Annotated in this window: 18 protein-coding genes and 1 tRNA gene; 11 read left to right on the top strand and 8 right to left on the bottom strand. The window is 40.0% G+C overall.

The features are described 5' to 3' along the window. The first annotated feature begins 358 nt into the window (after positions 1–358). From AC13EX_RS09120 to AC13EX_RS09095, 6 genes are all read left to right on the top strand, one after another. Positions 359–1456 (top strand): Mrp/NBP35 family ATP-binding protein, encoded by a 1098-nt coding sequence (locus AC13EX_RS09120; protein WP_482892434.1) that lies wholly within the window; start codon positions 359–361, stop codon positions 1454–1456. 5 nt (positions 1457–1461) lie between these two features. Then, positions 1462–1710 (top strand): NifU family protein, encoded by a 249-nt coding sequence (locus tag AC13EX_RS09115; protein ID WP_048642908.1) that lies wholly within the window; start codon positions 1462–1464, stop codon positions 1708–1710. Positions 1711–1725: 15 nt separating this feature from the next. Beyond that, the gene (locus AC13EX_RS09110) at positions 1726–4758 is read left to right on the top strand and encodes a M43 family zinc metalloprotease (RefSeq protein ID WP_482892433.1); all 3033 of its coding nucleotides are present in this window, start codon (positions 1726–1728) and stop codon (positions 4756–4758) included. 146 nt (positions 4759–4904) lie between these two features. Further along, positions 4905–5684 carry a PASTA domain-containing protein gene (locus tag AC13EX_RS09105; protein WP_048642910.1) on the top strand — a complete coding sequence of 260 codons (780 nt, stop codon included), beginning with the start codon at positions 4905–4907 and terminating at the stop codon, positions 5682–5684. Further along, positions 5677–7509, top strand: coding sequence for a T9SS type A sorting domain-containing protein (locus tag AC13EX_RS09100; RefSeq protein WP_482892432.1), 1833 nt, complete (start codon positions 5677–5679; stop codon positions 7507–7509). The genes AC13EX_RS09105 and AC13EX_RS09100 overlap by 8 nt, the downstream gene beginning before the upstream one ends. A gap of 3 nt (positions 7510–7512) precedes the next feature. Next, positions 7513–7821, top strand: a complete 309-nt coding sequence (locus tag AC13EX_RS09095) for a rhodanese-like domain-containing protein (protein WP_339717816.1) — start codon at positions 7513–7515, stop codon at positions 7819–7821. A gap of 15 nt (positions 7822–7836) precedes the next feature. Here AC13EX_RS09095 and AC13EX_RS09090 read toward each other — a convergent pair whose 3' ends face one another. After that, entirely contained in the window at positions 7837–8946 is a 1110-nt protein-coding gene (locus tag AC13EX_RS09090) for a site-2 protease family protein (protein ID WP_482892431.1), read from the bottom strand. Beyond that, on the bottom strand, positions 8939–9568 hold the full coding sequence (locus AC13EX_RS09085; protein WP_482892430.1) for an HAD family hydrolase: 630 nt from the start codon (positions 9566–9568) through the stop codon (positions 8939–8941). The genes AC13EX_RS09090 and AC13EX_RS09085 overlap by 8 nt, the downstream gene beginning before the upstream one ends. Positions 9569–9755: 187 nt before the next feature. Between AC13EX_RS09085 and AC13EX_RS09080 the strand changes: the two genes are divergently transcribed. The 3 genes from AC13EX_RS09080 (at position 9756) to AC13EX_RS09070 (ending at position 10551) form a co-directional block, all read left to right on the top strand. Then, positions 9756–9829 (top strand) — tRNA-Ile (locus AC13EX_RS09080). 201 nt (positions 9830–10030) lie between these two features. Then, positions 10031–10264: a hypothetical protein gene (locus AC13EX_RS09075; RefSeq protein WP_339717820.1), complete on the top strand. Its 234-nt coding sequence runs from the start codon at positions 10031–10033 to the stop codon at positions 10262–10264. After that, positions 10261–10551 (top strand): type II toxin-antitoxin system RelE/ParE family toxin, encoded by a 291-nt coding sequence (locus AC13EX_RS09070; RefSeq protein WP_482892428.1) that lies wholly within the window; start codon positions 10261–10263, stop codon positions 10549–10551. The genes AC13EX_RS09075 and AC13EX_RS09070 overlap by 4 nt, the downstream gene beginning before the upstream one ends. Before the next feature lie 372 nt (positions 10552–10923). Here AC13EX_RS09070 and AC13EX_RS09065 read toward each other — a convergent pair whose 3' ends face one another. Together AC13EX_RS09065 and AC13EX_RS09060 are read right to left on the bottom strand one after the other, a co-directional pair. Further along, positions 10924–12702 carry a purple acid phosphatase family protein gene (locus AC13EX_RS09065; protein ID WP_482892427.1) on the bottom strand — a complete coding sequence of 593 codons (1779 nt, stop codon included), beginning with the start codon at positions 12700–12702 and terminating at the stop codon, positions 10924–10926. A 541-nt stretch (positions 12703–13243) separates the two neighbouring features. Next, positions 13244–15400, bottom strand: a complete 2157-nt coding sequence (locus tag AC13EX_RS09060; RefSeq protein WP_482892426.1) for a T9SS type A sorting domain-containing protein — start codon at positions 15398–15400, stop codon at positions 13244–13246. 234 nt (positions 15401–15634) lie between these two features. On the opposite strand from AC13EX_RS09060, the gene AC13EX_RS09055 reads away from it, so the two are divergent. Beyond that, positions 15635–17959: a dienelactone hydrolase family protein gene (locus tag AC13EX_RS09055; RefSeq protein WP_482892425.1), complete on the top strand. Its 2325-nt coding sequence runs from the start codon at positions 15635–15637 to the stop codon at positions 17957–17959. A gap of 28 nt (positions 17960–17987) precedes the next feature. After that, entirely contained in the window at positions 17988–19472 is a 1485-nt protein-coding gene (locus tag AC13EX_RS09050) for an NAD(P)H-hydrate dehydratase (protein WP_482892424.1), read from the top strand. Between the two features lie 14 nt (positions 19473–19486). On the opposite strand, the gene AC13EX_RS09045 is transcribed toward AC13EX_RS09050, so the two are convergent. From AC13EX_RS09045 to AC13EX_RS09030, 4 genes are all read right to left on the bottom strand, one after another. After that, positions 19487–20068 (bottom strand): ribonuclease HII, encoded by a 582-nt coding sequence (locus AC13EX_RS09045; protein ID WP_048642924.1) that lies wholly within the window; start codon positions 20066–20068, stop codon positions 19487–19489. Continuing rightward, positions 20043–22715 (bottom strand): MGH1-like glycoside hydrolase domain-containing protein, encoded by a 2673-nt coding sequence (locus AC13EX_RS09040; protein ID WP_482892422.1) that lies wholly within the window; start codon positions 22713–22715, stop codon positions 20043–20045. Before AC13EX_RS09040 ends, AC13EX_RS09045 begins: the two co-directional genes overlap by 26 nt. 259 nt (positions 22716–22974) lie before the next feature. Continuing rightward, the gene (locus AC13EX_RS09035; protein ID WP_482892421.1) at positions 22975–24090 is read right to left on the bottom strand and encodes a glycosyltransferase family protein; all 1116 of its coding nucleotides are present in this window, start codon (positions 24088–24090) and stop codon (positions 22975–22977) included. Positions 24091–24098: 8 nt separating this feature from the next. Beyond that, positions 24099–24911: a UDP-2,3-diacylglucosamine diphosphatase gene (locus AC13EX_RS09030; protein WP_482892420.1), complete on the bottom strand. Its 813-nt coding sequence runs from the start codon at positions 24909–24911 to the stop codon at positions 24099–24101. Between the last annotated feature and the right edge of the window lie 41 nt (positions 24912–24952).

Below are 24952 nucleotides of genomic sequence, written 5' to 3'. Positions count from 1 at the left end.
CTTTAACCCGGATTATGTAATAGGATTTCTCCGCCCTGACAATGTCAGGGGTGAAGCCTGTTCCGTGTTTACGGGAAGTGTTGCAATCGCAAGAAAATCAGACTGTTTGGAGATTTTAGCATAGCACCGCTATGGTGAAATTGAAAACAGCAACGATTGGCTGATTTTAAAGCGATTTCAGCACGTAATAGAATATCTATTGCATATTTCGGGTTTAAGCGGACTGGGCCAAAGCCCGCATTGCTTTAAAAGTAATTTTGTACATTCGGTTAAGGAGGGGCAATTTTCGGGTTTAAGCATTAAAATATTTTATTAACGGAGGATTAACTATAAATTGCATAAAAATCAAATATCAGGAATGAATATTTCTAAGGAAAAAGTATTAAAGGCCCTGTCTACGGTAGAGGATCCCGACTTAAAAAAGGATCTGGTTACTCTCGGAATGATTCAGAATTTGGAAATAATTAGTGACCAAAAGATTTCTTTTAAGGTGGTTTTAACTACTCCTGCCTGTCCATTAAAGGAGTTGATTAGGATAAACTGTGAAGAAGCAATAAAAAAGGCCTTCGGTGAGGAACTTGAGGCGGAAATTTTGATGACTTCAAATGTAACCACCATTCGTAACGATGCAGTAATGCTTCCGAACGTTAAAAATATAATTGCCATAGCCTCCGGAAAGGGTGGGGTAGGTAAGAGTACTTGTTCTTCAAATTTGGCCGTGGCCTTGGCTAAGTCAGGAGCAAAGGTGGGTTTGATTGATGCAGATATTTCTGGTCCTTCAGTACCTACCATGTTTAATGTAGAAGGTGAGCAACCTGCCATAAAACAAGTAGATGGAAAAAACATAATAGTTCCTATAGAGCAATATGGTGTAAAATTGATGTCAATAGGCTTTTTAACACCTGCTGAAAATGCAGTAGTTTGGAGAGGCCCTATGGCAAGCTCTGCCCTAAAACAGTTTATTGGAGACGTGGATTGGGGTGAGTTGGATTATTTGTTGATAGATTTACCTCCTGGGACTTCAGATATTCACCTTACTATGGTTCAAACCTTACCAGTGACAGGAGCCGTTATAGTGACTACTCCTCAGAAGGTTGCATTGGCCGATGCTACTAAAGCCTTGACCATGTTTCAGCAGCCACAGATCAATGTGCCAATTTTAGGAGTTGTAGAAAATATGGCTTACTTTACACCTGCTGAATTGCCTGATAATAAGTATTATATATTTGGTCAAGGAGGCGGTCGCAAACTTTCTGAAAAATACGACGTTACTTACTTGGGAGAGATACCTCTGGTACAAGGGATAAGAGAAAGTGGAGACAGTGGTTATCCCGCAGTAATGAAGGAAGGGATTATGGCAGAAGCTTTCGGTAATTTTGCAGAGGGCGTAGCCAGGCAAGTAGCGATCAGAAATGCTGGTGCAAGCAAAACAGAAGTTGTACAGGTTAAAGGTTAAAGACAATGTTGGATCAATACAAGGATGAAATCGAAGTGGCTCTGGATACCATTAGGCCCTATTTGGAGGCTGATGGTGGTAATGTGAGAATTGTAGGGCTTACTGAAGACATGGTCCTTCAGTTAGAACTATTGGGAACATGCAGTTCATGCCCCATGTCTACAATGACACTTAAAGCTGGGGTTGAAGAAGCAATAAAAAAGGCTATTCCTGAAATCATTAGGGTAGAAGCTGTAAATGTAGAAGTAGCCTGACTTATCATTTAATCTATGGTTAATAAATACATTGCACTGATACTTAATTTGGTATCAGTGCTATTTCTTTTTTTAAGCAGTATTCAGCTTTCTATTGGTCAAGGAGCAACACCCACTGCTGATGTTGAGAATTCCATAGACCAATGTGGAACAGTTTTTTTTGAAAAAAAGCAAGCCCAGGCAATGGGCTATTTTGGTACTCGACAATATTTTGAAAGTTGGGTTGATACCAAAGGGGTAGAAATGAAGCAAAATGCTCAGGGAAACCGGACACTTGCCAACGAAATAAGGAGATTACCAGTTGTAGTTCATGTAATCCATCATGGAGAAGCCATCGGTGTGGGTGCTAATATCTCTGAAGCTCAAATCCTGGATCAAATAAGAATACTTAATGAAGACTTTCAAATGCAAAATCCAGATTTTGCTGCCAATACACCCAGTGAGTTTTTAGATGTAGCGGCCAATGCCGGAATTGAATTTGTATTGGCAAAGCAAGACCCACAGGGAATATCTTCCAGTGGAATAAACAGGGTCCTTGGGCCGAAAGAAACTTATGGATTGAATGATGCCGCCTTAATAGGGCAGTTGGCATCCTGGGATCCAGAGGAATACATTAATATCTGGGTGTTGCCACTTACACCTCCTACTATTGGTTTTGCTGGGTTTCCTGTTTCCAATGAATTGGAAGGTTTGAATAACCCTTCCCCAACGCCAGAAACAGACGGAGTCACCATTGATTATAATTATTTTGGAAGCATAGGCAGTGCCGTTCAAAATTCAAGAGGAAGAACGGCCACGCATGAGATGGGGCATTTTTTTGGTCTTAGACATATTTGGGGAGATGGTGGATGCGAAGTGGATGATTATGTGACAGACACCCCCCTGCAAAGTCAATCCAATAATACTTGTATCGTAACCCCTCGGTTCACTTGTGATTCCAGGGATATGGTAGAGAATTTTATGGACTATACTCCTGATCGATGCATGAGCCTGTTTACTGAAGGTCAGGTAGAGAGGATGGATGTAATTCTAAACTTTAGTCCAAGAAGGGCTTCTTTGCCTACAAGTCGTGCCCTTTTTGAACCACAATTGTTTGACAGTGATATTGAATTACTAGAAATAGTATCGCCTTCAGTCTATATATGTGATTATTCATTCACTCCGATTATCGAAGTGGTGAACAAAGGTAAAGACTCAGTGAATAAAGTCAGGGCGAGTATAAAAGCAAATGGCCTTGAGCTGGAAACCAAAGACTTTGATGTTTCTATTGCTCCAGGAGAAACATTAGAGTTGGAATTTGATGTCGTTACCCTGAATGCTGAAAGTACAGTATTTACCGCAGAAGTTTTACTGGTAAATGGCTTTGAAGATGATGATACCTCTAATAATAGGCGTTCGGTAACTACAGCTTTACCGGTATCACAAACACTACCTTATGCCTATCCTGGTCATGCGGAGGCTTCCGGTTGGGAGTACATTAATGGAGACCAGGGATTTACCTGGACGCCTGTCAACCTTCAGCTTGATAACGCTAGGCAGGAGGCCTTCCTGCTCAATGGGTTTGATTATAATGGACAGGGTGAATTGGATTATTTAGTAAGTCCGGTTTTTGACCTTTCAGGAATACCAAATCCTCAGTTGTCATTTGATTTGGCATATTCTCCTTTTTCCAATAGTGCTTTTACTGAAACATTAATCGTGGCTGTTTCCACGGATTGTGGCAATACTTTCAATTTGCTCACTGCACCTTATAATAAATCAGGAGCAACTTTGGCCACCCTTGGAGGTTCTCTAAACGAGTTTTTCCCGTCTTCCGAACAGCAGTTTAGGAAGGAACTGGTGAACCTCAGTGCTTATGCAGGTCAGGATAATGTCAGGATAGCTTTTGTATCCATAAATGGCTATGGTAACAATATTTACCTTAAAAATATAGCCATCAATACTGAGGAGACTTACCGTTATCAGTTGGGAATTAATGAAGTGACCCAACCATTACCGGTAGTCAATGGAGACCAAATATTGGATAAACTGAGTATAGATAATACTGGAAACCTTCCTGTATCAAGCTTTTATGTAAGCAACAGCATCAATGGTCTTGTAAATGAATCCTCCTTATTTAATGCGATTACCCTGGACGCTAATGCGAGTACATCCGTTGATCTTGCCAATGGCTTCGATCCTGGATTGAATGAAGTTGTTTACCAGGTTTCATCACCTAATTTTGATCAAAATTTTGGTGCAGGAGACGAATTGACAAGTTATTTTATCCAAGATGATTCAAAGATTTTGGTTCCCTGGCGTCAGGATTTTGATTTGGGCTTAGGTGATTGGATTTCCATAAATCCTGAAAATGATTTTAGCTCCTGGCAGTTGAATCCTTCCTCCGGAGGAAATAGCAGCAATCAAATGGTTTTGGATGACATGGTATCAAACAACAGTTATTGGTTGGTATCTCCAGAATTTTCTTTAGCCGAAACCGGAAAGGCAGGATTGTTTTTTGACTGGGGAGGTACTGGTTTTTCATCTGGAAGCCAGACTAGCTTTTCGCTTATTGTAAGTAAAGATGGTGGGCAGACCGGACAATCACTTTGGGAAATGTCAGGAGAGGCTCTTAACAAAGACATCGACGCATCAGATGATCCGACCTTAGGAACCTTTGTAAACCTCAATGACTTCGCCAGAGAAGAAAAAGTAAGGCTGTATTTTAAAGTGAATAACCTTAATGATTCAGATGCATTATTGTTTCTGGACAATATCTCTTTGTATTTATCAGATGATCCGGATCCGGTGGTTCCTGAGCTAAATCAATCTCTTGTTTACCCTAACCCAGCGATTGATAACTTCCATATTTCCTTTAATTTGGAGAACTACCAAGATGTGAAAATTGAGTTTTTCAGTTTAGCTGGTCAAAAAGCTTACGACGTGAGTTTTCCAAATACCTTAAATCAAACCTATACCTTTGGGAAAATGCACTTGGGAACTGGTTTATTTGTAGTTAAAATAACAGGAGAAAACTTTATGTTGACCAAGAAGTTGGTTGTGTACTAATACCAAAAGCCACAATTGACCGTTCTTTCAGAAAAATCTTATTGGTTATTTACCAGTTTTAAATTATAGCATTAATTTGCATTAGAATTCAAGAGAAAAAAGGTTTTCATCCTTAAAATTGGATCAAATCTTGCAATAGAAATAATATGAGTGATTTTAAAGTAGGTATTAAAAAAGTAGGTATTCACCTATCAATAATATTGGCCTTAACTTTTGGGCTGTTATTTGTTTTTTTTGAAATTTATTTACCTGATTATACCCATCATGGTGAGTCCGTTACTGTTCCTGATTTAGAAGGGTTTCATTATGATGAAGTGCAAGGGTATCTTGAGGGTAGAAACCTGGTAATGGTGGTTACTTTAGACAGTGGCTTTGTGGCGGATGCCAAGCCATTGGAAGTACTGAAGCAAAACCCAAAGCCGGGAGCCAAAGTAAAGCAAGACAGAAAAATCTATGTTACACTCAATGCGAAAAATGCACCCCTGATCAGGATGCCTAATTTGGTTCATACCCCTTTGAAAAATGCCCAGGAAATTTTAGCCAATTTCGGACTTGTCAGAGGAGACATTGTATATGTGCCTGATATAGGTCACAATGCCGTATTGCACCAAAAATACAGAGGTAGAGATATCAAAGAAGGTTTAGAAATCCCTAAAGGATCCCAAATCGATTTGGTGGTAGGAGATGGTTTTGGTAATCAGAATCTCGATATGCCCAATATCATAGGCATGGATGACCAAGAGGCGGAGTTCTTGATTCTTGGATCGGGCTTAAGCATGGGCAATGTCAATTATGTAGAAACGGATACTGTTCCCAAAGGAACGGTAGTTAAGCAACTTCCTCCTGCAGGATTAATGATGCAAACAGGAGAAAGGGTAGACATCTGGGTTTCTAAACTTGGACAAGAAACAACTTTTAATGAATAGGATTAGGTATTCGGTTCTGATAGCTGTTTTGCTAGTTGGTTTCTCTTCCGTTACCGACTGTATTGCTCAATTTCGGCAGTTACCGATTGCTTCACTTCCTTCTGATAATAATTCTATTTCATTAAATAATCAAAGAACCGCTGCGGAGACCTTACAGCTCCCTTTTTGGGATGATTTTTCCTCCGGTCAATTGTCTCCCTTGCTTTGGGAGACCCAAGGTGTCAAAACTTCCTTTACACTAGGCCTTGCCCCTCCATCCTTAGGTGTAGCTGTATTGGACGGGGTAGATAATAATGGCCAAGCCTATTCAACTACACGGCTAGAACAAGGGGAAGGGGATCAATTGACCTCCATGCCCATTGACCTGTCTCAAACTTCAGCTACTAATGACGTTTACCTCAGTTTTTATTGGCAAGCTGGTGGAAAAGGAGAACGTCCGGATGATTCCGATGCACTAGAGCTTTATTTTTTAGATTCCGAAGGTAAATGGGTGTTGGTATGGAGCCAAGAGGGAGGAGATGATGTGGCATCAGACCAGTTTGTGCAGGTATTGTTACCTGTAGCTGAGCAATTTCATTATGAAGCATTTCAGTTTAAATTTCAGCAATCGGGAAGGCTTTCCGGACCATTTGATACATGGGTGTTGGATTATATTTATTTGAATAAGGGAAGGGATGCCACCGATCGGTATCCTGCTGACAGGGCGCTGACCCAATTGCCAAGCAGTCCTTTTGCGCCCTATTTTGCCATTCCTTATTTTGAGCTTGATCAAGAAAAATTAACTACCCCAATTAGCAACGAATTCAATAACCTGACCAATAGGTTTAGAGCCATAGAGTATACAGTTAGCCTTACTAACAAAGCGACGGGTGAGCTTTTGGAAAAGCCCAATGACAATACCCCTTTTAATCCAGTGCCTCAGGCTTTGGAACGCAGGACTTTCACGAGCAGTGATGTCAAAGGAACCTCCTTAATTGGTTTAATCGACGAACCAATGGATGTGGAAGTACTAATGTACCTTAAGGCGGGGGATACTTATTTGGAAGAATTGGAGGGAGAATCCCAAAATTTCAATGTGGATTTTCGTGCCAATGATAGCAGCAGGATAGTAATTCCCTTTAGGGATTTTTATGCCTATGATAATGGTTCTGCGGATTATGCAGCAGGCATCAATCAAAGAGGTGGAATGTTGGCCTTGTCTTACGAACTATCTACCCCTTCTTACCTTTCGGGGCTTAGCATACAATTCGCGAATGCCGCTCAAAGAAACAGTGCGATAGAATTAATGGTTTGGGATTCAATTTCCAATGCGCCTTTGTACCAAGGAGAAGTATTGATCCCTGCTGATGCTGGATTGGGTAGTTTTTCTTATTTCCCATTAGATACCAATATCATGGTAAAGGATCATTTTTTTATTGGTTTCACCCAGTTTTCAAATGATTACCTGTATGTGGGCTTGGATAAAAGTGGAGATACAGGAGATAAGATTTTCTATAATGTGCATGGTTCATGGCAGCAAAATGAGCATGTAAAGGGGAATTTAATGATGCGGGCACACCTTAGCTTGGACCCTGTTGTAGAGGAAGTTGATTTGCCTGATGAGGAGTTATCGTTTTACCCAAATCCAGTAACTGAAAGGTTATTTATCAGGGGAGAGGTAGATGACTTAATGGTGTTCGATTTTCAGGGCAGGCTGATAAATATACCTCAAGAAGTGGATAAAGAAGGTAAAATGCTTAATTTTACAGAAAGTCAAAAGGGGATGTACCTGATTAAAATGGTAAAAAATGGACAGCCCATCACGAGAAGAATTATTGTTAAATAAGCCATGAAAGACATAGAAGTAGAAGAATTAAAATCAAGGTTAGACAAAAAAGAACAGTTTGTCTTTTTAGATGTCAGAGAAACGTACGAATATGAGGATGACAATCTTGGCGCCATTAATATTCCTTTGGCTCAACTTCCTAATAAACTTTCCGAAATAGAAAAGCATAAAGATGAAGAGATCATCGTGCATTGCCGATCTGGAGCAAGAAGTGGGAATGCAAAAGTATTCTTAGAAAGTAAAGGTTATACCAAAGTCAGAAATGTCTTAGGAGGAATATTGGCCTACAGGGCTTTAGAAGAAGACGAATAGCATTTAGATTTTCCTTTATTCAAAAACGAACGGTTCAGGAGTAAAGCAAAGGATAAACAAAATGATGGCCAACCAACCTAGAATTTTACGTTTTTGATCTAGTTTTGTGCCATCCATTACCTCTGGGTGATTGATGCCCAGAATCCTTCCTACCAGAAAAGCAAAGAAGAGCCAGCCAGTATAACCTTGGATATCTGGTGAGATACTTACCAAGCTGTATTGTATAGCCGCTATTCCAAGCGCCATGATCCATTTGTTGGTGTTAGAAAGGCCTGATTTTCTATAGCAGATGTACAAGAAGCCGACATAAAGAGGCAAAGCCAGGGCCAGGTAATTCAAGTCCTCAAAAGGACTGATAATGCCAAGGCCGGCGTAAAATAAAAACACGGTATATACTACTAGTGATATTATTTTGTGGTGTTTGGGAAACAGCCCAAATACCACATGTCCTCCATCCAACTGTCCAATGGGCAATAAGTTTATGGCTGTAAAGAACAAAGCCAGGTACCCCGCAAAAAGGAAGGGGTAATGGATGATCTCAGACATGGCCGGCATCCGCTCAGGATCTGCTAGGGTTTTTTCCATGGTCCAGAACAATAGATTATAGCCCAATTCAAAATCCATCATGTCTTCATCTTCGCTCAGGACATAATTTGAATCTGCATATTCCGGGTGGATTTCATAGATGTAGTCAGCTTCAGGCAATTGTGTGAACCCATATATCAAAACAGCAAAAGCAACCACAAAACCAGCGAGTGGGCCCGCAACGCCTATATCAAAGAATTTTTTCCTGCTACTAATTATTCCCTTCATTTGAATAATTGCGCCAAAGGTTCCTATGGACGGAGATCCCAAAAAGCCCAACCATGCAGGGATAAAATAAGGTAGGGAAGACCTTACCTTATGGTAAATGGAAGTAAACAGGTGCCCCAACTCATGAATTAATAGAATGCCGATGAAGGGCAGGGAGAATTGCAGGGAGAGCACGAAATACTCCCATGTAAGCGGTAGTTCGTCAGAAAGTATACTTCTGCCATACAACCATTCTCCACCCGCTAGGGTGGTGGCCATAATCGTTAAAAAGAAAAGGGTACCGTGCTTAAGGTATTCTTTGGTACTATACATTTTGGAAAAAATTGATTAACGCTTTTGGGTGGTCGATATGATGTGTTTGTATGCCAACTTTATTCGCACCCAAAAGGTTCTCTTTGAGGTCATCAAAAAACAAACATTTTTCCGGAGCAGCACCTATTCCATTGATGACCTCTTTGTAGATGGCTTCATCAGGCTTACGCAATCCCATTTCCTGGCTTAAAAACATATGGTCAAAAAGATTAGGCCAGGTGCCTTCAGGCAATTTTTGCTTAAAAGTTTCTTCTACCACTTTAAAGTGGATGCTGTTGGTATTGCTAAGCATGAAGAGGGGGTATTGTTTCTTCAGTTCCATAAGTAGGTCCAGCCTTTCCTCTGGGATGTCTACAAGGATACTGTTCCAGGCATCATCAATCCATTCGTCTTCCCAGTCGGTCGAGAAAAATTTTCTTACCCCATCTCTGAAGGTATTTTCGTCGGATTTTCCTGTTTCAAGATCAAAGTGAACAGGAGAGACCATAAATTCTTTAATTAGGTGATGTTGTTTTTCTGGCAAGCGACTATTTATTTTTTCAAAAGTCCTTTGGTAATCAATGTCATAGATAACATTCCCTAAATCAAAAATTAAAAATTCAATTTCTTGCAGGTTTTTCATTACAATTTTTGTTGTGATTTTAAAATCAAATATGTAACATTGCATTCCCAAAAGCAAGGTAAAAGGTTCAAAAGACTTCTAATCTTGGTTAGGGAGCCTTCTCTAGTTTGAAATACAGTTGGACTTGGTTGTTTACTTCTTTTTATTTGTGGTTGAATGGAAGGAGTAGATTTTCTTAATAAAAGTGGGGCCTATAACTCAGCTGGTTAGAGTATCTGACTCATAATCAGAAAGTCCCTGGTTCGAGCCCAGGTGGGCCCACAAATTAGCCGAGAGCAGTCTCGGCTTTTTTTATGCCTAATTTTTTATATTTGGCACCGGCGGCTGAGCCTGTCGAAGTTGGCCTCTCTAGGCATTTTAGCTCCAAATTACATTTCGCTAAACTTAGACCAGATCAACATTCAAAAAATTGAGATAATAATTCTAAAAAAACACTAAATTAGTGCTGAAAATTAAACGATTATGGGGACAATTGAATTGAAATCGAATCTGCATAAAATAATCGATAGTATTGAGGATGAACAGTTGCTACGTGCTATTTCCAGATTTCTTGAAAAGCGTAAAAGCGCAGAAGATGGACTGCTGTGGAAAGAACTGACAGACGAACAAAAAAAAGAAGTGCTTCAGGCTTACGAAGAATCGGAGGATAAGGCAAATCTCATTAACGATAAAGACATTTGGAATGAGCTTAAATGAAAATTGTTTGGACTAAAAAAGCACGAAAGAGGTTTGGTGAAATATTGGAATACATTGAACTTAAATTTGGTTCAACTGCAAGACTTTCATTCATAGCAAAAACGAAAGACTTTACTAGGCTACTTTATGAGTTTCCGGAAATTGGGACACTAGAGATACCAGAGAAAAAAATAAGAGGTTTTCAAATCACTAAGCAAACGCGGGTCTTTTATCGGCTGAAAAATGATCAAATTATTCTATTGACATTCTTTGACTCAAGGCAAGATCCCCAGAAGAAGCCTCAATAAACCTTATAATAATAAAAGACTCTCCTTCTCTAAATTTCGGCTAAATCCGGATGATAGGGTAATGCTTTAATAAATAGGCTGAAGCCCATTCCTATTGAGCTGTTTTCTTTGATCGATTACTTCAGCCCAAATTCTGGCAAAAATACTATAGATACGTTTCTCAATAGCCCCCAGCTTTAGCTGAGGGATTTAAATGATTTCTCGTTTCTGTGGCTTTAGCCAAACCATTAACTTATTAACGCTCACAAAGCCTTACGAAATTGGCCTCCCTAGTCTTTTCTGGTCTAAGTTACGCTTAGCTAAACTTAGACCAGAAAGGAGGTTTTTATATTTCGGGGCTTTAGCCCAATGCTTTAGCAGATAAACTATTAATTATTTAACCAACCTCAACTCATCGATCACATTTTCACTGGAATCTTTGGCGGTGTAGGTAAGGCTGTTGCCGTCAATGTCTAGCACCTGATAAAATGGGCCTTGCTCATACCTGACTTCAGCATAAGGCTCGTCTCCTATGCCTCTTAGATCACTAGGAATACCTATGGAAATCATATAGGTGGTGCCATCCTTGGCGTCAGCAACGACTTTGCCATCCTTCATGGGATTGGAACGCATGTAATAATGGATGTGTCCGGAAAACACCATGTCAACATGGTACTTGTCAAATAAAGGGATCCACTCTTTCTGAATGTTAGGGTAGGGCTCCTCCCAGTTGTAAGGAGGGAAGTGGAACATGGCAAATTTCCATGTGGCCTTGGATTCACTCAATTGTTGCTCGATCCATTGGGTTTGCAGCTCATCCTTTGAGGTGGCATCAATCATTAGAAACAAGGCGTTTTTATAATTGAAGGCATAGGTGTGCTCAGTAGGGAGGTCCTTAGGCCCATTGGCTGGATAGCTGAAAAGTTGTCTGTACATCTCTGCCCCAAGCCCCATGCGGTTGTCATGGTTCCCTAATACATTCATAAATGGTCGCTGAGAAATGAGGTCCTTAGAGTATTCGAAGAGTTCATCCCATTGATCTCTATGCAGGCCATCACTTACCAGGTCACCTGCAATGGCGTGAAAAGCTGCCTCCGGATGTTTTTGAAAGGCCTGATTCGCTAATTTTCCCCAAATGGGAGAAAAATGAGTATCGCCATACCAGATAAAAGAAAAGTTGTCGTCATTGGATTGGGTGGTAAAAGTTTGAGTTGCCGGCCAGTTGTTTTGGGTACTTATTTTGTACTCATAGGTTGTTCCTGCTTCCAGTTTTTCCAATTGAGCAGTAAAGCGATTGACATAGCGATCATTGGCAAGCCTTAGGTCTTCCATTTCGTATTTTTCAGCCTTTACGGTTAGGGTCTCTTCAGCTCCTTTTTTCCGGTAGCTTACTTTGCCTGAATCTATGGAGCTAGCTGTTCTCCATTGAATGTCCATTGTTGTGGTGGGATCAGCACTCCAGGTCAACATGATTTGATCTGCTTTTTCTGCAGCAGGAAATTTGGTGGTTCGAAAAGCATTGACCAGCTGTGATTCAGTTCCTCGTCCACGAACTGTCGTAAGCATTTGTTGGCCTTTTAATGCCTCAGGTACCTCAAACAGTACCAGTTCATCCCAGTCCCCATAAACAAAAGCCCCGTCATCCATGGTGCCGATAAAATCAGTTTCCGGATAGATGTCACTAATGGTCAATTGCTCATTTTTATTCTGTGGGGCCACACTTACAAAATAATGGTAACTGTAGTTTTCCAATCCATTGATCCCTAGTCCAACCTGGCCTTTGTCAAAATTCTTTTGCCATACCTCATAATCCGTCATTTCGTTGTGCATGGTCATTTCGGTTTTCACAAAGCCACTTTCCTTGAGCCAAAAGGGTAGCCTTTCTTGCTTTTTGCTTCTGATTACAGATACTACCACAGGTACATTTACATTAAAGGTCCAATGAGCACTGGCAAGTGTTTCAAGCTCTTCTTCGGTAAACAAGCCAAATGCTTCCTCATAAGTAAGGGCATGGAGTTCTTCAACTGACTTCGTATTGTAAAGCTCGGAGACCTTTTTGCTGATAAGTTCTTTGGATGTACTGTGCTGTTGTTTTTTGGTTTCAGAACAAGCAAAGACGATTAAGAGTAGGGCAAAAACCCAGGCTGTATTTTTGTATAGGTTGATTTTCATATTCAAGATTTCATTATTACTAATTTTAAAAGCAGGCCAATGGTTGGTGGTTTTTATGTCATAAACCTGCTTTCTAATTAATGACTGAAAACCAGTTGATTTGGGCCATTTTTAAATGTTAAATGTAAGTTAACATCAAAAAAAATACGATTCCTGTTACACAAAAAAAGACACCAAAGAGCATGAAGGTGTTTTGATACCATTTCGTATGAAAAAATTCGATTGAATCCATTAGGTACCTGTGCCGAACAAATTTGGTCGGGAATATCCTTTCATTGCCCATTTGTGGTAGTGGGCAATATTATCATCATGCCGAATCATATTCATGGCATTTTGATTGTTTAAAAATCTAATGATGCGATTCATGATGGTATAGGCGCAATGAAAAACGCCTATACCATCATGATTTCATAACCATGTCATCAGAAACGCCGACTCTTTTAGGAAAATAGCAGCCGACATTTACTTTATCCTTGGAAATGGAAGGAGGATTACTTAAACCCGTAATAATCTATACAGGGAAGAATCATTTGTACCAGGTTTATTTTTCCACTATAATCTTCTTGACAAGGGGTTTACCAAATGCTTTGTGAACCTTAATTATATAGCTGCCATTTGCAAGCCCGATCAAGTCTATTCTATTGGAATTGGCAGTGGATAGAATAAGCTTTCCGGAGGTGTCAAACAGTTGTATTAAATAAGTACCACCATTTTCCCCGCCAATTTCTATGAATCTAGCGGTAGGATTTGGGAATACTTTGATGGGATGAGTCGAATCTTCAAGAGAGGTTACAATCAAGTCTGAACCATCACAATTTTCATCTATGTTATTGTTTGGAATGTCTATTTGGTCAGGGTTGATACCAGGGTTTTCATCATCACAATCATTCTCTTTAAGAAAACCATCTTCATCCAGATCATCGTCTAGGGTTTCTGGATTACAGTCATCATCTATCCCATTGTACGGAATTTCAGTCTGGTCTGGGTTTATGTTTGGATTGGAGTCATCACAATCATTTGTTGCGATAAAGCCATCTTCATCTAGGTCGTCGTCTAAAGTATTTGGATCGCAATCGTCGTCTATCCCATTGTACGGGATTTCAGTTTGATCAGGATTTACATTGGCATTTGTATCATCACAATCTTCGGCAGCATTAAAGCCATCTTTATCCAGGTCATCATCTAAAGTATTTGGATCACAGTCATCATCTATTCCGTTGTAAGGAATTTCAGTCTGGTTGGGGTTTATGTTCGGATTGGTATCGTCACAATCATTTGCTGCAATAAAACCATCTTCATCCAAATCATCATCTAAAGTATTTGGGTTGCAATCATCATCTATTCCATTGTAAGGGATTTCCGTTTGGTCTGGGTTTATGTTTGGATTGCTATCGTCACAATCTTTTATCGCAATAAAACCATCTTCATCCAGGTCATCATCTAAGGTGTTTTGGTTGCAATCGTCGTCTATCCCATTGTAAGGGATTTCCATTTGATCTGGGTTTATGTTTGGATTGGTGTCGTCACAATCATCTGCTGCAATAAAGCCATCTTCGTCCAGGTCATCATCTAAAGTATTTGGATCACAGTCATCATCTATTCCGTTGTAAGGAATTTCCGTTTGATCTGGGTTTATGTTTGGATTGTTATCGTCACAATCTTCTTCCTCATTAAAGCCATCTTTATCCAGGTCATCATCCAACGTATTTGGATCACAGTCATCGTCCATTCCATTGTAAGGGATTTCTGTTTGATCTGGGTTTATGTTTGGATTGTTATCGTCACAATCTTCTTCCTTATTAAAGCCATCTTTATCCAGGTCATCATCCAACGTATTTGGATCACAATCATCGTCTATTCCATTGTAAGGAATTTCAGTCTGGTTGGGGTTTATGTTTGGATTGTTATCGTCACAATCTTCTTCCGCATTAAAGCCATCTTTATCAAGGTCATCGTCTAGTGTATTTGGATCACAATCGTCATCTATGCCATTGTATGGGATTTCCGCTTGATCTGGATTGATATTTGGAAAAGAGTCATCACAATCAAGATTATTGGTTGCATAATCTGAACAGTATTCATCACAAATTAAAACGGCTTCAGCATTTGCATCACCAAAGCCATCTCTATCCAGGTCAGGGTAAGCTACAATTTCTTCACCCCAGGTTGATCTAATTAGATCTATGCTTCCTTGAACATAGTTTGTACCATTGTACACACTTCCCAAGTGATCAGGCTTTGATAAGTAATCTGATAAAGGATCGGAAAAATTAATTAAGGTCCCATCGGTTCCGGTAGCTTCTATGCTTACCATCCAGTCAAATTTCACAAAGTCCCCAATAATTCCACATTCATCGTATAAACCGCTTTCAATTTGTATGTCCTGAATAGACGGTCCTGTTATTGGTGTTTTTAAAACCTCAATGACACCATCCTCTTTGAAGAAGCTGGAACTTATGTCTTTGTATGACCTGATTCTTGATCTAGAATACTCTGGACTATGGCTGTAATTTTCTATAGACACCTTAATGGAGGTCACAGTGACGCCTTCTGGGATATTAAACTCAAATGTGGGGCTAAGGCCTTCACTTAGTAAAAGTTCGTAGGGGTCTGAATTATTGATGATTCTACATTGACCAAAAGCATGCAAAGTGGAAAAGAGGAAAATTGCAGTGAAAAAATAAAAGGATTTGCGCATGAATTTGGTTTATTGGGGGTGGTTATTGGAGTTTTTTTAACAAGAACCTTCTATGCACCCCTATTGAAATTGTATCGGGCAAAAATAGTTCTTAATATTTATTATTTAAACTAAGTATTAATTATTTTCTATTCCTACTGAGGGTTTTAAGATTGTAAATCAATTCATTATTAGTTTTTGGAGCAGTCATTTATTATTTTACCTTTTAATTATTAGCTATTCCCAAGACCCATTATGATAAATTTATCACTACTACTTTTCTATAGTGGTTTTTCTTTGGTCGACAGCCTTCCTCAAGTGTTACCAGGCACGCGAGAGGGAATTGCCCCTGTTTCCCAAGAAGCTTTTTCCAGAGAATTATTGGATGGCGCGCACCGTTTTGTGGATTTGAAAATTCAAGAGGCCAATACAGAAAGAATGCGGGACTGGACAATTGGATTCTCCTCAAAGGAACGAAAAGAGCACTTTCTATCAGAAAAGCGGGATAAATTAAGGTCTATTTTAGGGATAGCAACCCAACCGGTAAAAGTTAATAAAATTGAATTAATAGCCAATGTTTCGGATCCCGTTGAAGTAGCAGAAACAAATAAATACACCATCTACCAGATCAAGTGGCCTGTTCTCGAAGGAGTGTTTGGAGAGGGGCTTTTACTTAAGCCTAAGGTCAATCCAAAAGGGCATTTCATTGTCTTGCCTGATGCAGATCAAATTCCCGAACAACTGGCAGGGCTGGCTCCGGGCATAGCAGAAGGATCTCAAATGGCCAGGCATTTGGCTGAAAATGGCTTTGAAGTCATCGTTCCTACTTTGATCAATAGAGAAGTGCTAGAAAAAGACCAATCGGCTAGGGAATGGATCTATAGACAGGCCTTTCAAATGGGTAAACACCTGATTGGGTTTGAGGTGCAGCATGTGTTGGCGATCAGTCAATATTGGCAAGAGCAAGGGGCTGATAAAATTGGTTTGGCAGGTTTTGGTGAAGGAGGATTAATAGCATTGTTGGCTGCGGCTTTGGATACAAACATTGACGCAAGTCTTGTCTCTGGTTATTTTGGCCAACAACAGGAGAAATGGGATGAGCCTATTTATAGAAATATCTGGGATTTTTCTACTCATTTTGGTGATGCTGAATTGGCTGCTATGGTGGCGCCAAGAGGCCTGGTGATTGAGCACAGCCAACTGCCGGAAGAAGTCATTTTCCCTACCCAGAAACCTAAGGAGTATGATCCCTTTAGTTATTCAGGATACAAAGGGGCCCTTACACAGACAGATTTCAAGACTTTGCAGGAAGTATTTAACCGAATATCCCTTATTGAGAAAAACATCAAGGATAGTAGGCTATTGGTGACAGGGAAAAACAGAACATCCATTGCTTTCGGATCAATGAATGGACTCAACGCTCTGGTGGATTTTATGAGAATAGAGGGAAACCTTGACCTTTCCGTCGATAAGCCTATTGACCAAAGAAAAGACTTTGACCCCAAGGAGAGACAGCTTAGGATAAGGAATGGGATGGAAGCTTACGTTCAACAACTGGTCCATTTATCGCCAGCTACAAGAAATGAATTTTACCTGCATCAAGTGATGCCCAACTGGGCAAATAAAGAATGGAGTACCAAAAGCTATCATCCTTATGAAAAACCGGATCAATTTAAAAAAGAGAGCCAGAAGTACAGAGAATATTTTAAAGATGAAGTGATCGGAAGCTTTTCCGATGATTTATTGCCGGGAAATCCAAGCAGTATTCAGGTATATGAAAATGAAAAGTGGAAAGGATATTCCATTGCCTTGGATGTTTTTCCAGAATTTGGAGGTGGAGGGATACTCTTGCTACCCAAGGACATTAGCAAAGGTGAGCAGCGTCCGGTTGTAGTGGTCCAACATGGGAGAAATGGTGTGCCTGAGATCGTAATTGAAGGGCATACGAGTTATAATAATATGGCGGCAAGGCTGGCCGAAGAAGGCTTCGTTGTGTTTTTACCCTATGGTTTGTTTTCAGGTGAAGACAGATATCGCTGGCTGGATAGAAAAGCCAATACTATAGGGAAAAGTCTGTTTTCATTTGTTTTGGCCCAACATGAGCAATACTTGGCTTTTTTGGGGGACTTACCCTTTGTGGACAAAAGCCGTATCGCATTCTATGGGAAAAGTTACGGTGGAGAAACTGCCATGAGAATCCCCTCTATACTGGAAGGTTATGCCCTCTCCGTGTGTTCAGCAGATTTTGGAGATTGGACGAGGAAGGTTGCCGACACCTCTTTTTATAACAGTTTTATGCATACCATAGAATGGGAAATGCCTTATTTCAACATGGGGAATACCTTTAGTTATGCGGAAATGGCTTATTTGATATTCCCCAGACCTTTTATGGTAGAAAGAGGCAGGCATGACCTGGTTCAGCCGGATGAATGGGTGGCCTATGAATACGAAAAAGTCAGGTCCCTTTACACTCAATTTGGCAAAGGGAATAATACCAACATCGAATATTTCAATGGAGGTCATGCTTCGCGAAACAAGGGCGTGTTTGATTTTCTTCACCAGCACTTGAACTGGCCTTAATTAACCATTGGTTTTATTTTATCTACTTATGCAAAAAATAATATCAGGAAGTCAAGTAAAGGAACTTGATAAATTGTATGTCCAGGCATCGGGCATTACTCCCTATGAATTGATGGAAAGGGCCGCAAATGAATTTTGCCAATGGTTTATTGCGCATTTCAAGAAAGGCTGCAAGATAAATATTTGCTGTGGTACGGGAAATAATGGAGGGGATGGACTGGCCATTGCCAGGTTGTTGTCCGAACAAGGTTATGTTATAAATGTTGCGATAATAGGTAATCCTGAAAAAGGGTCAATTGATTTTATCAATAACCTTAAAGAATTGCCAAGAAGCATAGCTCTAAGCAATTGGAGAGAATTAAAATCCGCTGAAATCACCATTGATGCCATTTTTGGCGTAGGGATAAACCGAGCACTTGAAGGGGAGTACCTCGACTTGGTTCAAAAGCTTAACAAGGAACAAGGTGTAAAAATCAGCGTTGATATGCCTTCTGGCCTTCCTTCGGATACTCCGGCTGATGGTGAGGTGTTTCATGCTGATCATACGGTTAGTTTTCAATTTCCTAAGTTGTCCCTGCTTTTTCCAGAACATGCCAAATATGTAGGTGAATTGGTGATCAAAAAAATAGGAATGGAGCCTAAGCACTTTGATTCTTTTTCTTCTAGCTATCGTTTTTTCTCAGGTGAATCTCTTTTAAGTTATCATAAGAAATTCCATTCGTTTAGTCATAAAGGAGATTTCGGCCGTATTGTATTGATCGGAGGAAGCTATGGCAAAATGGGTTCTATTTGCCTTAGCATAAAGGCTTCCTTGCGTACAGGGGCGGGGCTTGTGTTTTGCAAAGTGCCAGGATGCGGAGTAAATATTGTTCAATCTTCCATTCCCGAGGCCATGGTATTGCCCCCTTCTTTAGAGAGGGACATTGATACCAACCTCGAGTTTTCAGGAATAGATGCCATTGGGATTGGTCCTGGCTTAGGTACAGGAGAAAATGCTCAAAAACTTGTGAGTAAAGTCCTTAAATCCTATGCTGGCCCCACTGTTGTGGATGCTGATGCCATCAATATTTTAGGAGAGAAGCGGGATTGGATCAACTTATTGCATTCAAATGTGATCCTCACCCCACATTTGAAAGAATTTGAGCGGCTGACAGGGGTGAAGTCCGAAAACCACTTACAGCGCATTGAATTGGCGAAAGAATTTTGTATGAAACACAATTGTAGCTTGGTTTTAAAAGGAGCTTTCAGTGTGCTAAGCTTCCCTGATGGAAGCCAGGTCTTCAATAATTCTGGAACGGTTTATATGGCTACTGGTGGATCAGGAGATGTGCTTACTGGTATGCTTACTTCTTTTTTAGGACAAGGTTATACCATGAAACAGGCAGCCATATGTGGGGTATTCCATCATGGACATGCCGGTGAACTGGCAGGAAAGGCACTGAGAAGGGGGACCATGGCTTCTGACATCGTTGAAAATATTCCCAAAAGCTTTCTAGACTGGGACATTAAGTAATGTTCTAGTCTGATTTACTCGGGTAGCAATTTGAATGATTGCCTATGGTGAGGAGTAGGTCCAAATTCTTTAATCCCCAATCTATGGGACTTGGTGGGATAGCCAACATTCTTCTCCCAGCCATATCCGGGGAAGTCTACTGCAAGATTGGCCATTAAGTCATCTCTATAAGTTTTTGCCAGAATGGAAGCAGCAGCTATGCTGGCATATTTTCCATCCCCCTTAATGATACATTCATAGGGTATGTCATGTATTGGATTGAACCTATTGCCGTCGATTAACAAAAATTCAGGTTTGATTTTTAAGGCCTCAATGGCCCTGTTCATTGCCAGAAAGGAGGCGTTTAAGATATTGATTTCGTCGATTTCTTCAACTGTGGCACTGGCAATGGCCCAAGTCAAGGAATTGGCTTTTATTTCTTCTGTGAGCTTTTCTCGGTTGCCTTTTGTAAGTTTCTTGGAGTCATTGATCCATTCGTTGGCGTAATCCTCCGGAAGGATAACGGCAGCAGCAGTCACTGGTCCACAAAGGCAACCCCTGCCTACCTCATCACATCCGGCTTCTAATCTATTAGGAACTAAATTCGGTAGCAGCATTGGGATAAAATTCCTGTTCTTTATGGTATTTATGAATCAATTCGGCAACCAAGCCAGTCCAACCTGTTTGGTGAGAGGCACCTAAGCCCCGACCATTGTCTCCATGGAAATATTCGTAAAAAAGAATTAGGTCCTGGAAATGAGGGTCTTTTTGCATTTTTTCATTATCTGCATAAATTGGGCGATTTCCGTCTTTATCTTTCATAAAGATATTGATCAGCCTAAGGGATAATTCTTTAGCTATCAGATCCAAGGTGATGTATTTTCCTGATCCTGTAGGGTACTCAATGGAGAAAGTACCTCCATAATAGTAATCAAATTTTTTCAGGGACTCAATTATCAAATAATTGATAGGAAACCATATTGGACCACGCCAGTTGCTATTCCCTCCAAACATTGTTGTTTCGGATTCGCCTGGGGCATACCTAATGGAAAATTTATTGCCGTTGATTTGTACCGAGTAAGGATGTTCCAAATGGTCTTTGGAAAGTGATCTAATTCCAAATTCAGACAGAAATTCCTTTTCATCAAGCATTTTATTGAGAATGCTTTTCATGCGATGGCCTCTTAATAATGAGAAAAGCCTCCTTTTATCTCTACCCGGATGAATCCAGTTTGAAACAAGAGCGGCCAATTTTGGTCTTTCTTTAAAGAAAAAATCCAGCCTCTTCTTAAATTCCGGTAAATCATCAAATAATTCTTCCCGAATAGGTTCCACAGCAAACATTGGAATAATGCCTACAATGGACTTTACCTTCATAAGCTTGGGTTCCTCCCCTGAAAGGTGCAGCACATCATAAAAGAAGTTATCTTCATCGTCCCAAAGGCTAATGTTATCCTTTGAGATATTGCTCATGGCACCAGCTATATTGAGAAAGTGTTCTAGGAATTTAGTGGCAGTATGCTGGTAAACTTTGTTAAATTCACAGAGATCCAGTGAGATTCTGAGCATATTCAGACTAAACATGGCCATCCAAGAGGTGGCATCTGCTTGTTCTAGCTTACCGAAAAACTTGTCTACATGGCTTCTGTCAAATACACTTATATTGTCAAGTCCAAGGAATCCACCCTCAAAAATATTCTTGCCTTCTTCATCTTTTTGATTAACCCACCAAGTGAAATTTAATAGCAGTTTGTGAAATGCCCTCTCTAGGAATTCATGATCCCCAACTTTATTTTCGTTGTTTTTTCTATCGATCTGATATACCCGCTGTACAGCCCAGGCATGGACAGGAGGGTTGACATCGTTAAAATTCCATTCATAGGCAGGCATTTGCCCATTGGGATGCATGTACCAATCATTCAGCAATACAAGCAATTGATCTTTTGCGAAATCCGGATCCAATCGGGCAAGTGGGATGGTATGGAAAGCCAGGTCCCAGGCTGCATACCATGGGTATTCCCATTTGTCTGGCATGGAGATTATATCGTAATTCTGAAGATGGCGCCAATTGCTATTTCTTCCAGATTTCCTTTCCTGAGGTGGCTGATATCTTCCTGAGTCTCCTTCCAACCAACGCTCTACATTATAATAATAGAATTGCTTGGTCCATAGCATGCCTGCGTAGGCTTGTCTTTGGATCATACGCATTTGATCGTCTTTTACTCTTCCCTGTAGGACTCCATAAAAGGTTTCCGTGTCCTCAATCCGGTTTTTTAGTATTTCTTCAGCATGCTCAATTGGGTCTTCAGTTTGCATTTTTTGCATTCTGAAAATGACCTCTGACTTTCCTCCAGCTGGAATTGTCAAATTGTAAATAGCAGCGGACTTTGTTCCCGAATTATTTGGGTTCAGGTGAACCACTTCTCCATTAATGACATAATCATTGATGGCATCCTTAAGGTATTTTTTCTGATTACCTATGTGATATAACCGTTCTCTATTGGTTTCATTGTCACAGAATTTCAACTCAGGCTCTCCCTGAAAGATAAAGCTATAATTACCTGATTTAGGAGAAAATGCTTTAATCTTATTTTCCCCATTTTTTCTTAAAGTGGGGATAAATGGTTCATCTCCTGTAAACCAGGTTTTTCTAAACCAAATGGTAGGCATAACACAAATGGTAGCTTCCTCAGAACCTCTATTATGTATGGTGGCTTTACAAACAATGTCTTCAATATCTTCTTTGGCATATTCCAAATAAATATCGAAATAGGCATTGTTATCAAAGACACCAGTATCTAAAAGCTCGTATTCTTTATCGTTTTTTCCTCTTCTATGATTTTCATCAAGGAGTTCTTTGTAAGGGAATTTGCTCTGTGGATACTTGTAGAGCATTTTCATGTAACTATGTGTGGGAGAGGAGTCCAAGTAATAGTACAACTCCTTTACATCTTCACCATGGTTCCCCTGATTTCCAGTTAGGCCAAATAACCTTTCTTTGATCATTTCATCCTTGCCATTCCAAAAAGCCCATGCAATGCATAGTTTTTGTTTGTTGTCGCTAATTCCTCCGATGCCTTCTTCTCCCCAACGATACGCCTTACTTCTTGCGTCGTCGTGGGTTACATTTTCCCAAGCTGACCCATCTGGACTATAATCTTCCCGAACAGTTCCCCATTGCCTTTCAGTAAGGTAAGGACCCCACTTTTTCCAATGCCGGGTCTTTTCCCGGTCTTCCTTCAATCGCTTTAACTCTATATTCATGGGTATCTAACGCCAAATTAATAAAGAGCGAATTTAACCTATTTAGATTTCTTTATGCCAAAATTTCTGACTTGTATTTTATTTTTTTTTCAAACAACAAGGTTTTTTTTGAATGAAAGGCCTGAAAAATGCTGTTTAGCCCCGAATTAGATAATAGACATGCCATGATTTATCAAAACCGTTTTAGAACCAGAAATGACACATTGAACTTGGTGCGACGTAAATCCTATGGCTATTGGACTTATTTTTCCTAATAGCCCTAATAAACTTTTTCTTTCTTATTATAGAATATTTCATTCAACATGTCTAAAGCAAGGGCTTCCAGTGAACTTTGCCATGCTTTAAAGTCCTCACCTTTTTGATTTTGCTGTGCGCTTTCCATGTATTTATCCAATACCCCTAGGTCAAAAGTCTTGTTGGCTTTTCCTGCACCAGCCTTCTCAGCATCCAGTGCGTTGCATTGTTGTTCGTATTGTCCTTTAACTGGCACCATAAGGCTGGGTTTCCCCAAGAACATTGCTTCTCCTATGGACTCAAAACCGGCAGTGGTAAGAAAGCCTTTACATGCCGCCATTTTTTCAATAAATAGCTTCTCATCGATTTGATGAAAGGTCAGGTTGGGTAATGCCTTAAAGCCATCTCTAACACCTGTATTGTCCCAAAACGCTTCTATCTTTGACTGTGGATTTTCTTTTGCAGATTGAATCAATTCCTGGGCATATCCAGGATTCACCACATAGGCCAAATAAAAATCTCCTGTACTTACTTGTGCGTTCTTTATGACCTTTTTAACAAGTGGAGGCCATACCTTTAACTTGGTGTCTGGGCTGTTTTTGGAAGATTGCCATAGGGATAAGGCTATTTTTATATCTGCATGATGGCAGGTTATTTTTGTATTTAGCTTAAACAAAAACCTATTGACATTTCCCCTCTTAGCAAAGGTGAAATCTGGGTGATATATTAGGTATTGGTGGCCTATGGCAATAAATTTGGCTTTTGGTTTGTATATAAAATTGTAGATACCTCCCAGGATATCATAGAAGTTAACAATGCCATCAGGTTGGTAGAACCTGATTTGCTCATCCATCTGCTTCAAACTCCTTATGAAAAGGGGAGACTTCTTTAAATTTTCTATAATTGTAGCGCCTAGCTTAATTGATTTGTTGGCCTTGTCTGTAATAAAGTTAGGGCTTGGATATCGATAGATGGGGCATTGGAAATCCTCTAAAAAATAGGAGGGTGCTTTCCGTCTGTTACTGCTACCCAAGATAACGGCCACTATGCTATGACCTTGCTTTTCCAGCACATCCCTTAGCACCTGGGCCTGTGTCATGTGTCCCCGACCCTCTCCCTGAACGATAAATAAAAATTTCATTCTTGCCTTTAGTAAAAGTTCTTGGCTTGGTTGATCGGAATTTCTTTAATTTTCACGACCTTGTTTTTGTCAATTTGACTAAAATCCAATTCGTTATAATAGATAAGTTGCCAGTTGCCTTCATGGTCTTCTGCCAAGGCGCTTAAGGTTTCTACCCAATCTCCAGAATTATAATAGTCAATCCCCTCAATCCTTCTGATTTCGGCTTTGTGGATGTGGCCACAGATTATACCATCACAATTTTTTGATTTGGCAATTTTGCAAAGCTCTTTTTCAAAATCATCTATATAAGTAACCGCAGATTTAACCTTTGATTTCACATATTGAGAAAGGGAAAAATAGGGAAGGCCTTTTTTGCGACGATAAAGGTTTACTTGGGTATTGAGCCAGAGTAAAAAAGTATAGCCAATATCTCCAAGATAAGCGATCCAGCGAAGGTTGGTGGTAATATTGTCAAATACATCTCCATGAGTAATGAAATACCTTCGTCCATGACTTTCATAGACCATGTCTTTGAGAATTGAAAGTCTGCCAATCTCTAAGGGAAGTATCTGATCCAAAAAATCATCATGATTGCCTCTCAGGTAAAACACCTTGGTGCTGTTACCATCAATCATTTTCAATATTCTATTGAATACTCTGGTGTGCTTCCGCTTCCAGCTTCCTGATTTTTTAAGTTGCCATCCATCTATAATGTCTCCATTGAGAATCAGGTTTTCGCAATTGTATTGCTTTAAAAACCTTACCACTTCTTTGGCTTTGGAGCCTTTGGTTCCAAGGTGGATGTCAGAAAGAATAATTGTTTTAAAATCTGTTTCCAAAATGAATTGTTTTGGAAGCAATTTAATTAGCTTAAATTAAC

This window comes from Cyclobacterium sp. L-R (assembly GCF_056859355.1).
The sequence above is the reverse complement of the archived record's forward strand: the minus strand, read 5'-3'. Positions and strand labels throughout refer to the sequence as shown.